General features: G+C 59.2%; 8 protein-coding genes. 1 reads left to right on the forward strand and 7 read right to left on the reverse strand.

The genetic code is table 11. From position 1 onward, the window contains the following. Positions 1-146: 146 nt before the first annotated feature. From GFN93_RS03140 to GFN93_RS03165, 6 genes are all read right to left on the reverse strand, one after another. Positions 147-3896: a Calx-beta domain-containing protein gene (locus GFN93_RS03140; protein WP_194285737.1), complete on the reverse strand. Its 3750-nt coding sequence runs from the start codon at positions 3894-3896 to the stop codon at positions 147-149. A gap of 377 nt (positions 3897-4273) precedes the next feature. Next, positions 4274-5254: an NADPH:quinone oxidoreductase family protein gene (locus GFN93_RS03145; RefSeq protein WP_153498957.1), complete on the reverse strand. Its 981-nt coding sequence runs from the start codon at positions 5252-5254 to the stop codon at positions 4274-4276. A gap of 241 nt (positions 5255-5495) precedes the next feature. Then, complete coding sequence (locus tag GFN93_RS03150; protein WP_153498958.1) at positions 5496-6341, reverse strand: MerR family transcriptional regulator; 846 nt, start codon at positions 6339-6341, stop codon at positions 5496-5498. A 231-nt stretch (positions 6342-6572) separates the two neighbouring features. Continuing rightward, complete coding sequence (locus GFN93_RS03155; RefSeq protein ID WP_153498959.1) at positions 6573-8315, reverse strand: SDR family oxidoreductase; 1743 nt, start codon at positions 8313-8315, stop codon at positions 6573-6575. 21 nt (positions 8316-8336) lie between these two features. Then, positions 8337-9014 (reverse strand): M24 family metallopeptidase, encoded by a 678-nt coding sequence (locus tag GFN93_RS03160; RefSeq protein ID WP_153498960.1) that lies wholly within the window; start codon positions 9012-9014, stop codon positions 8337-8339. Positions 9015-9328: 314 nt separating this feature from the next. Next, positions 9329-10171, reverse strand: a complete 843-nt coding sequence (locus GFN93_RS03165; protein ID WP_153498961.1) for a metal-dependent hydrolase — start codon at positions 10169-10171, stop codon at positions 9329-9331. An 88-nt stretch (positions 10172-10259) separates the two neighbouring features. On the opposite strand from GFN93_RS03165, the gene GFN93_RS03170 reads away from it, so the two are divergent. Then, positions 10260-11249, forward strand: a complete 990-nt coding sequence (locus GFN93_RS03170) for a hypothetical protein (RefSeq protein ID WP_153498962.1) — start codon at positions 10260-10262, stop codon at positions 11247-11249. A 143-nt stretch (positions 11250-11392) separates the two neighbouring features. Here the strand turns inward: GFN93_RS03170 and GFN93_RS03175 are convergent, their stop codons facing one another. Beyond that, a complete protein-coding gene (locus tag GFN93_RS03175) occupies positions 11393-14272 on the reverse strand; it encodes an EAL domain-containing protein (RefSeq protein ID WP_328594189.1) in 2880 nt (959 codons plus the stop codon). Between the last annotated feature and the right edge of the window lie 92 nt (positions 14273-14364).

Below are 14364 nucleotides of genomic sequence, written 5' to 3' on the forward strand. Positions count from 1 at the left end.
AGTTTTTGAGTCGTGGTGTTTGATATCAGTCTGATTTCATTAGGGTTTATGGTTTGGTCTGTGTTGCGGGTAACAACGCTGAACGGGCAAGATCGCTCTTGCCCGTTCGCGGTGCTGTGGGCTTGGGAAAGGTGCTGGAAAGCCCGCTAGCCCAATTTGCTGCGGCACCACCCGCCGATGGCGGCAAGCAGGAGCAGCCAGCCCCCCAGGCTGCCGCCACCGCCTCCACCACCACCGCCGCTGTTATTGCCGTAGGGCGCTGGGGTGTTGAGCAGGTTGACGCCACCTTGTAATGGTTCGCTGCTCAGGGGCGGGTTGCCATTGTCGGTGACGGTGACAGACAGCAGGTATTCGCCGTTGGCGTACAGCTCCGGATCGATGAGCAGGGTGGCCCCGGTTTCCGGTTGCACGACCTCGTTGATGATCCACTCGAAGGTATGGCTATCTTGCGGGTTGGGGTCGGTCAGGTTGGCGGTGAGCGTGACCAGCCCATCTTCGCGGAAGCGATCATAGATTGTCGGTGTGCCTGCCGGCATCTCGTAGCTGTCGTCTCCCTGGCTTACGGTGAGCGAGGTCAGCGTCGGAGCCACATTGAGCTCGGTGATGGTGACCGTGTGCCGCAACAGGGTGTCATCGATCACGGCGTTCTCCAGTGTGTCCGTGCCGTTGTCTTCCACCAGATCGAGGATGACGGTTTCATCGTATTCGCCGACACCATCGTCAGTGGTGGTGAAAGTGAGGCTGCCCTGGTTGGCTGGCTCGTCCTCTTCGTTGATCACAATCGTGGCCTGGATGGCGCTGTAATCATTGCCAGGTGTTGCGGTAGACAGGTCGGAAACTTCCAGTGGAATCACCACCGGATATTCCGGCGCGTTGCCGTTGAGTGTGACGGTAACGGTGACAACATTACCTTCGCCACTCATCTGACTTTCTGTTTCAAAACTCACCAGCGGCACGATGTCCACCTGCTGTGTGGCACTGCCGGTGTTGCCGGCTGCATCGGTGGCCTGCCAGAGAATCTGGTGGCGACCGGGGGCCAGTTCTACGGTGCTGTTGCCTCCGACCGGTACCGCTGTCAGTGGGCCATCCACCAGGTCGTTGGCGCTGGCGCTGCCGTTCAGTTCCAGGAACACCTCGGTGGTGCTGCCGGTGGCATCAACACGAATCGCGGGCGGCGCGATGACGGTGGGTGGATAGTTGTCGCTACCGTTGTCGTTGTCTTCGCTGTCGATCAGGCCGTCGTTGTCAAAATCATTGAGCGATGGGTCCAGTGTCAGGCCGGAATTTTCCTGGCAGCTGATATCGCAATCCGGGTTCCAGCTGTCGGGCAGGCCATCACCATCGTTATCCACGGCGGCGGCATTGTTGTCGATAAAGGCATCGCTGTTATTTCCTGTGCCATCGTTGTCGGTGTCGGTGGTTTCGGTCGGGTCATTGGGGAAGGCATCGTTAATATCCGGTGTGCCGTCGTCGTCACTGTCGAGCAGGCCCTCCACACGCAGCAGGGCGAACTGGCGCTGACCGTTGGCATGTCCCCCTGCAATCAGCTTGCCGTCGGTCTGCTCAGTAACGGACATGAATTGTTCCTGACCCTTGAGATCAACCTCCAGTATCCCGTTGTCGGCAAAGGAAGCATCGGGTGTACCGTTAGTATCGAGTCTTGCCATGACAAAGTTGGATGCACTGCCGTTGTTGGTTTCGCCGGCGAGTACAATCTTTCCGTCGGCCTGCTCGACAATGCTGCGACTGGAAGACGGCAGTCCGTTGATGTCGATGCTTGCGGCGCCATAGTTGCCAAAATTCAGGTCCTTGCTGCCGTCTGCATTGAGCCGCATGACGTGCATGTCCCCGTTAATATCACCGGCAATGAGTGCTTTACCGTTGTGGTCAGTAATGACCTGCGAGATGTTTGCACTACCCAGGGAAATTCTTCCATTGTTGCCGAAGGTGTCGTCCACAGAGCCATTACTGTTGAGGCGCAGAGCTACCGTGACATAAGAAGAGGAGAAACTGGTGCGAGTCCGCCCAAACAACATGAACTGGTTGCCCGCAGCGATCGCTCCTTTTGCATACTCCTGGCCGGACAGTGGGTATCTCATGGTTCCGGTGCCGCCGAAACTGCTATCGAGTGCGCCATCGGCGGAAAGCATCACTGCATAGAAATCACTGTCTGCATTGTCTTTCCATTCTCCCGCCGCAAGAATGCGGCCATCATCCAGTAAATGAAGTTGTGAAAGGGTCGTGCTGGTGGGTGCGGTCACTTGCCGAATGCCATTGCTGCCAAAACTGGTGTCGAGCGAACCATCGTTGTTCAGCCTGGCAACAACTGCAAAGCTGCCAAATTTGCCGGCCACCAGAATTTTGTCGCCTTGCCAGATGGCATGCGTTGCAATGTCGTTGGTACCGTTTCCAGACAGGGTGGACACCCCGTTATTGCCGAAATTGTTGTCCAGTTGGCCGTTGGCGAGGTAGCGACTCAGGATGATGTCGTTGTCACTATTGTTGTTGGCGTAGCCAACGGCAATGGTCTTGCCATCCGGTTGTGATAACACCGTGCGAACGATGTTGAAAAGGCCAAGCCGTCTTGGCTGGTTGATCACGATGCCGTCGCCGCTGCCGCTGTCACCATCAAAGCTGTCGTCGAGTACGCCGTCGCTCAGGCTGCGGGCCATGACAATCTCGCCTGCAGAGGTTCTGCCAATGACCACACGACGGCCATCCATCAGCTCGATGATATCCTTGCCTTCCAGCATATAACTCAGCGTGCCGGTTTCACCGTTGCTGGCGAAGCCGGTGTCCAGGGTGCCATCCGCATTGAGCTGGGCGGTACGGCTGTTGCGGCTCAGGGCGACAATCTTGCCGTTGGCAAGGCCGCGTAGTGCGACGACGCCGGACTGACCGGAAAGGTTATGAATACCAAGAAGGGCATAGTTCTGGTCCAGCGAACCATCGTCGTTAAAGCGCAGCAGGGATGAAGTGGTGTTACCCGTCACGCCACCCACCAGCAGTTGACCATTGCTGAGGGCAAAGGCGCTCATGCCACTGTCCAGCCCGCTGCCCACATCCAGATCGACGATGCCGTCGCCATCCAGCGTGGTGTCGAGACTGCCATCGGCCAGATAGCGCATGATGATAATGCCGCTGCCGCCCGAGCCGACGGCCACCAGCTTGCCATTCTGCTCGATCAGAGCCTGGGCCACCTCACCGTTACCGGCATCGGTGATCACGACCCCATTGGTACCAAAGCTGGTATCCAGGCTGCCGTTGTCATGGATTCTGGCCAGCGCGAAATCCGTGCCTGCGCCGTTGTTGCCGGAACCCGCAATCACAATCTTCCCGTCGGCTTGCTGGATGGCCGCATTGACCTGGTCACCGAGACTGCCGAGATCCAGGGTGAGCACACCGCCGTTGGCGAAGCTGGTGTCCAGGCGACCATCGGGGAGATAACGGACCACCATGCCCTTGCGGTAGGCGCTGACCTCGGAATGCACGCCAAACACCAGTAGCTTGCCGTCGGCCAGCTCCAGCATCCCTGTGACCTGGCTCAGGGCGCTGGAGGTGGCGTTGGTGACAATGCCCTGGTGGCCGAAGCTGGTATCCAGCTGACCGTCAGGGAGGTAGCGGGCCAGCAGGATGTCGGTATCGGCAAAGCCGTTAACTTCCTGGCCGTTCTCGCTGTAACCAGCTACCAGCAGTTTGCCGTCACTGAGCTCAATCACCGTGTCAGGCGTGGTGGTGATGTTGAGTGTCTGGCTTCCCGGGGTGTGCAGTACCAGGCCGCCGACCCCAAACGTCGTATCCGGATCTCCCGGAGCGGCGACTGCAGCGGGGCTGGCAAGCCAGAGGCTGGTGCTGGCGGCGAGTAAGTAGCGAGAAAATGAAGACGGCCGAGACATGGTTTCCCCCTGCCAAGGTTTGCACCTGTGGCTATGCATATTTCTGTGTTGGCTATTTATAGGGGGAGGGGACAAGGGCCGCATCACCCATATTGGGGATGAAGGGGCATTTTTTGGCCGCTTCGCGGCCGCCTGACGCGGGATGCCTGACGCCAAGAGCCGATACCAAAACCGTTTTAACCCAAGGGTGAGCGCCGCGAATAACCCGTATTTGCATGGCGGTCCGGGTGACAGCGGGGTCTGAGGCCAGTTACGAGTAGCGAGTTTCTAAAGGCAACCGCCTCCGAGGAGCAGAGGTTAGTGCTTTTGCTCTTCGCAACCCGAAACTCGCTTCTCTACCTCGCCAGCAGGCTGTCACCTTGATGGTCTGTGACGTCTTAGTCGCCGCTCACTTCCAGCACCACCTTGCCCTTGGCCGTGCGCGAGGTCAGCGCAGCCAGTGCCTGCTCATATTCTTCGAACGGGAACACCTGACTGATGCGGGGCTTGATCTTGCCCTGACCAAACAACTGGAACAGTTCCATGATGTTCTGGATGTTGGCCTGTGGTTCCTGCTGGGTGAAGGCTCCCCAGAACACGCCGACAATGGAACAGCCTTTCAGCAATGCCAGGTTGGCGGGGATTTTCGGAATGTCCCCGGCGGCGAAACCAACGATCAGCAGGCGACCGTTCCAGGCCATGTTGCGCAGCGCCGCTTCGGTGAACTTGTCACCCACCGGGTCATAGATCACATCCACGCCTTTGGGGTAACGCTGCTTGAGGGCATCCTTCAGGTCTTCCTCGACGTAGTTGATCAGATCATCGGCGCCGGCCTCTTTGGCCACCGCCAGTTTCTCTGCGCTGCTGGCGGCGGCAATCACGGTGGCACCCATGGCTTTGCCAAGCTCCACGGCGGCGAGTCCTACACCGCCGCTGGCGCCCAGTACCAGCAGGGTTTCGCCGGGCTGGATGTTGGCGCGCTGTTTAAGGGCGTGATAGCTGGTGCCGTACACCATGGAGAAAGCGGCGGCGGTGTGATCGTCCATGCCATCGGGCACCGGGATCAGGTTGCTTTCCGGGGCCAGAATTTCTTCCGCAAAGGCGCCGTAGCCAGTGAGGCCCATGACACGCTGGCCGGGCTGATAGCGTTTCACCCCTTCACCCACGGCAATGACTTCACCGGCCATTTCTCCGCCGGGAGAAAACGGCAGCTCGGGTTTGATCTGATACTTGCCCTCAATGATCAGGGTGTCCGGAAAGTTCAGCCCCGCGGCTTTGACCTTGATCTTTACCTGGCCCTTGCCGGGCTCGGGGGAGGCAATGTCTTCCACCACCAGCTTGTCAGCCGGCCCCAGTTCCTTGCACAGAATCGCGCGCATGCGTAGCTCTCCCGAAATATTTTTTATTCAAAGGAGAAACGCTAACGCCGATGGGCGCATTAGACAAATGAATGGGGTGGATGGGGGGCAATAAAAACGGGTAATAGTCCGGGCAAGGCACGGCTGCCATCGAGGGAGCAACAAGAGTTCCGAGTTGCGAGTAACGAGAAGCGAAAACCTGGCCTGGGAAGAATGGGCTTTGATCTTCGAAACTCGTTACTCGTATCTCGCGACTGATTTCTCAGCCGTTCTTCTCGATATGCGCCAGCACGTTGGCAAGGCGATCGACAAGGATCTTGTTGATGCTCTTTTCGAGCACCCGGCCCAGTTCGTCGCTGACCACGGCATCGGCCAGGGGACGAATGCGGGTAATGAAATCGGCCAGCTTGGGCACGTCTTCGCCTTCCGGCAGGGCTTCGTCGCCGTACTTTTCGTCCACCAGGTGATGGATGATCATGCCGATGAAACGCTCGGCCAGCTTGTCCACTTCCTCACGGACCAGGGTCACATGGGTGAGGACGGCATCGAGAGGTACCCCGGCTTCGCTCAGTTCCTTGCCGGCGTTATAGATGCGCGGGTAGGGAATACGCAGGCGCATGCCTTCGGGAATGATGTAGCCCAGCTTCACCGCCTTGGTCATCACTTCCGGGGTGATGTCTTCGCCGAAGTCGTTGAGCAGGTCCTGGTAGTCCAGGTAGGAGGGCACACTGGGGGTTTGCCAGGTGGTGACCGCGACTTCCAGACCCAAAATATCGTTGAGCTCGCGGCCCTGTTCCCAGGCACTGAGCAGATCGCGGATATTGTTGAGGGTATAGCCCCGTTCCAGCAGGGCGCCGATAATTTTCAGGCGGGCCAGATGGACGTCGGTGTAGATACCGGTGCGACCACGTTTTTCCGGGGACGGCAAAATGCCGCGGTCCTGGTAGGCGCGCACATTACGCACTGTCGAACCGCCCTCGCGAGCCAGTTCGTCAATGGTGTATTCCTTGTGATTACCGGCTTCTGCCGGGGCTTCCTCTGCGTCAGGCTGGGAGTATTTCTTCAGGCTGCGCAGGATTGCTGCGGGGTTACGGTCACTGGTTTTCATGGCTGCGATGATAGCCCGGTTTTTGCACAGGCGCTAGAACGCGAAACGCAACACGCTACACGCATCACGCATCACGCAACAACGCGGACAAGGCTGGGCGGTGGCCTTCACTTGCCTGTGTCCGCGCTGGTGGCGCTGCAGGAATTGTCGTTCGACCGCGATTTTCCGGCTGTTGAGTTCCGGGGGCGGCTTGCGCGTTGCGTAAAGCGAGTTATGAGTTGCGCCTCTCTTCTAGGGCGTGATTTCCACCTGCGCCAGATTGCGCGCCAGACTGGGGGTGAAGCGGCCGAGCCACTGCATGCCCCAGGCTTCCGGGCTGACGGGAACCACCGCGCGGTTGTTTTCCACCGCACTGATAATGGCGGCAGCGACCCGGTCCGGCGTAAAGGCACGACGCTGATAGAGGCTGTTGGCATGCTCCCGGCGACGCTGCTGCTCCTCGTTATCAACGCCCACAAAACGGGTGCTGCCGGCGATGCCGGTATCAATGATGCCGGGGCAGATGGCGCTGACGCCGATGCCCTGATCGGCCAGCTCGGCGCGCAGGCACTCACTGAACATCAGCACTGCGCTTTTGCTGGTGGCATAGGCGGGCAGCATTCGTGAGGGCAGGAAGGCTGCGGCGGAAGCCACGTTGACGATGTGCCCGGCCTTGGCCTGATCCACCATCTGGCGGGCGAACAGGCGGGAACCGTGGATGACGCCCCACAGATTCACGCCTAGCACCTGCTGCCAGTCCTGCACACTGGTATCCAGCAGGGAACCGGACAGGCCAATGCCCGCGTTGTTGACGACGATATCCGGCGCGCCCAGTTCCTTTTCCACATAGGCGGCCAGGGTTTCCATGGAGCGGGTGTTGCTGACGTCGCATTTGCGGCTTAGTGCCTCACCACCTTCTGCCACAATGGTGTTGGCGGTACGGGCGGCGGCGTCGGTGTTGATGTCGGTACACAGTACCAGGGCGCCACGGCGACCAAAGGCCAGGGCGGTTTCACGGCCGATGCCGGAGCCGGCACCGGTGATCACCACCACTTTGCCGCTGTCAGGGCCACGTTTCTGGTCCGGGTTGACCTTGGCACGTTTGAGGGGGCCGCTGGCCGGTGCGCCTTCAATATGCTGGATAAATTCGCGAATCCAGCGGGCGGTAATCTCCGGGTGCTGAAGCAGTGGCCCCCAGTGGCCAGTATCCAGCTCACGACGCCACAATTGGTCGGTCCAATTCGGCAGATCTTCCAGCATGGCGGGGCGCACGTAGTTGTCCTGGCGGGCCACGATCAATTGCACCGGGACCCTGGTAAAGCGTTCACGGGGTTTGAGCAGACAGGGCAACATGTTGGCCCGATACAACTCGATGCCGTGCACCCCGTCCTTCAGCTGGGTGGGGCTGGATTCGCTGACCAGTTTTTCGGTGCGCTTGAGCACATTGGGCCAGGCCTTGGCGAGCCCGGCTTTCCACAGGGTTGGTGCCAGCACAGGCAGCTGGAAGGCCATGATGTACCAGGAGTGAGTCAGCTGGTTGAGTACGGCGGCCGGGTTGTCCTTGAGGTTGCGCTTCATCCACTGGCCAACATGGTCCAGGCAAGGGCCGGAGAGGGTGGTGTAGGAGGCAATGCGCTCTTCGGCGCCGGGGTCGGTAACCGATTCCCAGGTCTGTATGGAGCCCCAATCGTGGGCGACCAGGTGGACTTTCTCGCCGGGGCAGGTGGCGTCCAGCACGGCGTGCAGGTCGTTACGCAGCTCTCGGAGCTTGTAGGCGGCCCGCCCTTTGGGAACAGAAGACTGCCCGGCGCCACGCACGTCATAGGCGACCACTTTAAAGTTCTGGCTGAGCCGCTCTGCCACTTTTTCCCAGACATGATTGGCGTCCGGGTAGCCGTGGACCAGTACCACGCTGGGGCTCTTGTTTTCGCTCCAGGTTCGCACTGCCAGCTCTACGCCGTTGCGGTTTACCTTGCTGTCGCGCCATTGCACCATGCCGGGCCTCTTTGTTCCTGGTTACTGTGTCAGGGTATGGGTGTCGATCACCAGGGCGTTGGTGGCTTCGTTCAGCCAGCGTGGTCCCAGGTCATCCACGATCAGAAATTCGCTGCCGGCCACCCCATGGCCTGACTGGTTGAGGCTGAATTGCCACTGCCACAGACCAGGAATCAGGGGGCCTTCGCCGATGCGATTGCCTTCCGGCAAGTTGCCGGTAATGGGGGCCAGACGATACTGCTGACGGATGGCCGGGAATTGCTCGGCCACCTGTTGCGGTGTCTCGCCCCGGGCCAGTGCCAAGGGCAAGGCCTGCTGCCAGGCGCTCAGCTGTTGCTGAAGGGGTGCCAGCTGGCTGTGGCCGTCCGGGCCATTGAGGCAGGCTTTGGCGGCATAGCCGCTTAGCACTGCATCGCACTGGAGTATATAGCTCATGCCGGGCCGGTAACGCCGCTTTCCGGGTCTGTTCAGGCCAAAGCGACGGCGGGCTGGGCCGCCGGAGAAACGAACCCGAGGTGGACGAGCAGGATCAAACACGCGATGGGCGCGCAGCCAGTCCCGAATCAGCAGTTGGCAGTCAGCTTCGCTCATGCCCGGCTGCAGGGCCGCGGCGATAATCTGTAAGCATTTCTCGGCGAGACTTTTCGCCTCAAGGTAGGGGGCCAGCGCTTGCTGGTCCGGAGTCCAGAATGCGGTCATGACGCCTCCGGGTTGTTATTTGAGTTGCCAGATCATTACATTGGCCAATGTAAAGGTCAACAGCTTCGGAGCTGCAAGCTACAAGTTACAACACGAACAGTGATCCGAAGCCACCCATCAAACGCCCTAGCCGCGCCGCAGCCATAGTTACAACCTCCAGGTATCAGCGCGGGGCCCCCCCTTTTCAGCCACTCTCCGAGCCATCTGCGCGTTGTAGCTTGAGGCTTGCAGCTCGTAGCTCCAAAAAAAGGGCCGGCACACAGTGCCGGCCCAAGAATCACCGTAGAAAAGGGAAAGCTAGGTGATTAGAACGCTTAAGCCGCATCCCGGAGGATGTTGCCGAGCAGTTTCTCGAAGTTCTCCAGCTGCTCGCGGTTATCGTGGTCCCACGGGTGGAAGCCGGGCTTGAACCAGTCGAACCAGGGCTTGGTGATGTTCAGGAAGATGCCCTTGCGCCCCCAGGTGTGTCTGGCCACGGCTCGCCAGCCCTTGAAATCAAACAGGCCACCCTTGATGCGCACGTTATGCAGGTAGAAGGGGATCATCAGCGCAAAGAAGATGCCGGTGGCAGCAACCAGGGTGCTGGTGCGAAGGGCATAAGCGCCTAGATTGCTGTCATCGCCAATCACGGTGGTATACACGTCGAAGGCCACCGCCTTATGCTCGGTTTCTTCCAGCGCATGCCAGTTCCAGATAGCCTTGTAGCCCTCGTCTGACCCTTCCATGATCTCGGGCAGATCCAGCAGGCCACCACCGAGGATGGCCGTCAGGTGCTCCAGCGCTACCGTTGCTGCCAGCTGGAAGGCATCCGGGGTATAGTCCTGAACAGCCTGAAGCAGACGGGCGACAAAGGCTTCCTGGGCATGGAGTGGAATGCCGGCGTCGGCGACGAAGTTGTTGTACTCGTCGTGTTCACGGCCATGCATGGCCTCCTGGCCGATAAAGGCGGTGACGGCCTTTTGCAGGTCTGGATCCGTGATCTGGTCACGGTATTTGCGTACGCTGTCGATAAAGAAGCGTTCACCGACCGGGAAAAACAGGCTCATGGTGTTCAGGAACTGGCTGACATTGAGCCCGTCCTTGTGCCAGGTAAGCGCCTTTGCCGGGTTCAGGTTGAACTTCAGATTGCGACGAATAGGTAGAATGGATAGCGCCATAATTGCGTACCTCCAATACTGTTACATCGCTCAATGATACAATGGCCAAGATCGGCATCAAGGACTTTTTCTTTCAGGACTGACATAAATGACGACATCTCCCCGCGATACAGCGAACCGCCTGCTGGACGGTCTGGTTGAATACCTGCTGGCGCGCATGGCACCGGAACAGCTGGATGGCTTTCTCGAGTCGGAACTGGACTTCCTGCTGGACAAGGCATCGGACTACACCCTTAATGCCTGGGTCACGCCTTTGCAGATTCAGCAAACGGCGCGCAAGTACGCCATTGAAATGGATATCAGCGGGGCCATTCCCGAGCTGGTAGGCGACATGGTGGAGGAGTTTTACCAGCAGGCCGTGGACAGCGAACGGCTGGTGGGCGATGTGGTCGATGAGGATGTGGTCATGGCCCTGCTGGACAAGGTGCTGGAAATTCCGCTTTCCCGTCAGGGAATGGCCTGGCTGGGTCGAAACCCGGTATTACTGGCGTTGCTGGCGGGAGGGGCGCAGATGGGCCTGAAGACCCTGCTGCATCAGGGCATGCCGGTGGCCCTGCGTGATCAGTTGGCTCGTCGTCTGCCTGATCGCTGGGTCAATAGTCTCGACACGCGCATGCAGGAATGGCTGTTGCGGCGCACCGAACAGCTACTCAGCGATCCCTGGCTATACCGCGATGAAAACCTGGATGAGTTGCGTGAACTGGTTCTGGTGGGCTGGCAGGATTTCGCCCAGCGCCCAGTGGCAGAGCTACGCGAGCTGCTCAGCAGTGAGGATATTCAGGAACTGTTCGTCATTGGCTTCGAATACTGGCGGGAGCTGCGTCATACCGACTATTTCAACAGTCTGCTGGAATCCGGAGTGAATGCGTTCTTTGACAAGTATGGCGAGACCTCACTGACTGAGCTTCTCCACGAGCTGGGCGTCAGCCGCGCCATGATGCTGGATGATGCCCGTCGCTTTGGGCCGCCGATCATCGAGAAACTGCGCAAGGAAGGGTTGCTCGAGGCCTGGTTGCGACGTCACCTCAGCGGGTTCTTTGAGGCGGAGGAGACGCTCCAGCTTTTGAGTGAACAGTGAATAGTTAACAGTGAACAGCGCGCGGTGATGTTGCGCAGGGTTCGCAAACGCAAGAGGCCGCGTCCAGACTATGGACGCGGCCTCTTTGCTTTCAGTAACAGCTGGCGCTGAACGCGCCGCTGTTCACTATTCACGGTTAATTGTTAACTGTCTATCGCCTGTCTATACGCCTGCGTGTGCAGCAGTTGCACCAGCTCTTCTTCCGGCACGGGTTTGCTGATCAGGAAACCCTGGATGGTATCGCAGGCCATGCTGCGCAGGATGGCGAGGTGCTCTTCGGTTTCCACGCCTTCGGCGACTACATTCATCTGCAGGCTGTGAGCCATGTCGATGATGGCGCGGGTGATGGCGGCATCGTCGGGGTTCTTGTCCAGATCCATGATGAACGAGCGGTCGATCTTGAGAGTGTCTACCGGGAAGCGTTTCAGGTAGCTCAGGGACGAATAGCCGGTACCGAAATCGTCCAGCGCCAGTTCAATGCCGCGCTTGCGCAGCTGCTGGAGCATTTCGATGTTCTGCTCCATGTCTTCCATGATCAGACTTTCCGTGAGCTCCAGTTCCAGCAGCTGCGGTGGCAGCTCGGTGCTGGACAGGACGCGGTCGACGATCTCGGCCACGTTGCCCTTGCGGAACTGGTGGGCAGACAGGTTCACCGACACGGTGATGTCGCCGAGTCCCTGTTTGTACCATTTGTGAGCGTGACGGCAGGAACGTTCCAGTACCAGCTCACCGATGGCAGAGATCAACCCGGTTTCCTCGGCCAGCGGGATGAATTCAGATGGCGGGATCAGGCCCATGGTCGGGTGTTGCCAGCGCACCAGGGCTTCCACAGAGGTAATGCGGTTGTTGGCCAGTTCCATCTTCGGCTGGTAATAGACCACGAACTCGTTCTTGAAGATGGCCTTGCGCAGGCTGGTTTCCAGCGCCAGTTGTTCCACCGAGGCCACGCGCATGTTGCCGCGGTAGAACTGGAAGTTGTTGCCGCCGCTGCGCTTGGCCTGATACACCGCCATGTCGGACTGGTTGATCATGCTCTGCGCTTCCTTGGCGCTGTCCGGGAATACGCTGATGCCGATACTGGCCCCCAGCAGCAGCTCGTGGCCGTCGATATGGAACGGCTTTTTCATGGCATTAATGAGCTTCTGACAGAGCTGGCTGATGGCGGCCTCGCTGGTGTACTTCTCCACCAGCAGGGTGAATTCGTCGCCGCCTACCCGGGCCAGATGTTCTTCTTCGCCGGCAAAGTGGCTGAGGCGTTCGGCGGCGGCCTTGAGCAGGCGGTCACCGATTTCGTGGCCAAGGGATTCATTGATGGGCTTGAAGCGGTCCAGGTCGATCATCAGCAGCGCCACCTTTTCCCGATTGAGGCGAGCCAGGGTGAGCGACTTGTGCAGGTGTTCGCGGAACTGGGAGCGATTGGCCAGCCCGGTGAGACGATCGTAGTTGGACAGGAACTGCAGCTGTTGTTCGGTTTCCTTGCGGGTGGTCAGATCCGAAATCATGCCCACATAGCGGATCACCCGCTTCTGTTCGTCCCGTACCGCACTGATCTGAAGCCATTCAGGGAAAGCTTCGCCGTTGCGGCGTTTTTCGCTGATTTCCCCTTCCCAGAAACCGCTCTCTTTCAGAGCGTTGGTGATGCCAACGTAGGTTTCACGGTTAGGGTGGGTTTCGTCGTGATCAAGCACCTGCTTGCTGAGCACCATGGACTCGGAATAGCCGGTGATCTGTTCGAAGCGGGCGTTGACAGCCAGGAAGCGGAACTTGTGATCGAGAATAAAGATCCCTTCCGGGGCATTCTCAAACACGGTAGCGGCGAGTCGTTGCTGTTCCTGGGCCTGGCGGTCTTCGGTAATGTCGCGGCGGGTACCGATCATGCGGGTGGCGCGGCCTTTTTCAGACCAGCGCACCACGCGGCCGTCATCCTCAATCCAGCGCCAGTCGCCGTCGGCATGACGCAGCCGGTAAACCGCATGATAACGGTCACTGTCGCCTTTGAAGTGCGAGACCATGGCGCGGCGTACCCGGGTCAAGTCATCCGGATGAACCAGGGTTTCCAGGTCGCCGAAGAAGTTCTTGAAGTAGGCGCTGTCGTAGCCCAGCAGGCGATCGAAATTGGTGTGGTAATTGCGGCCGGTATCCAGCATCCAGTCCCACAGACCAATGTTGCTGGCTTCCAGTGCCAGCTCCAGCCGTTCGCTGGTGGCACCCAGCGCCTGGTTGGTTTCTTCCAGCGCCTGGGTCCGCTCGGCCACCATGGTTTCCAGTCGCTCGTTGGTTTCCTGGAGGCGCTGCCGGGCTTCCTTTCTTTCGTAAATCTCCTGAGCCAGCTTCTCATTCAGTGACTCGGCGTCGCTGCGGGCCCGGTTCAGATAGTCGATCAGGGAACGGTTGCTGGCCTGCAGCATCATGGCCTGGTGGCCGGTGTTATGAATGCGGCGGGCGGCCAGCAGGAAGAACAGGCCTAGCACCAGCATCAATACCAGCAGGGACAACTCGCTATCGGTCTGGGTTTGGGACAGACGCACCATGGTCGGGCCCAGTAGCATGGCCAGATAGAGGAAAACGGTGGGGAAATGGCTGCTGTAGGCAGCCAGTGCCAGGGTGCTCAGGCCAAGACCGATACAGGCGACCAGCAGCTGAGTGCTGAGCATGTCAGGGCGGAACAGCAGCTCCAGCGGATTGAAAATGTAGCCGGCGATACCCAGGATCAGTGGGGTGGTCAGGGCCAGGGCAGAGAGTGCTGTTCGGCAGCTGGCGTTGATCTCGTCCCGTGCCATTTTGCGACGGGCCAGAATCAGCAGGGGAACCCGTGCAATCTGAACCAGGCCCATGACGGTGATCCAGCCCAGCAACATGGAGCGGGGGACCGGGCTGTTCCAGTAGAAACTGCCCAGCACGACCGCGCTGATGGATTCCAGCACAAAAAGCACGAGGATACCGCTGAACAATAACTGACATTGTTCAGTGAGGATGCCCTTGAACGGGGCGGACGCGCGGTTGCTCGGAGACTGCAAAGACACCTTGATTATTATCCTCTGGCCTTTTGGCCGAGTGTTTTTGTTTATCAGTGTACCGACAGGGATGAGAGAGGGGAACAGCCTTTATCGGTCAG

Origin of the sequence: Alcanivorax sediminis (genome assembly GCF_009601165.1) — a bacterium.
Lineage (GTDB): Bacteria > Pseudomonadota > Gammaproteobacteria > Pseudomonadales > Alcanivoracaceae > Alcanivorax > Alcanivorax sediminis.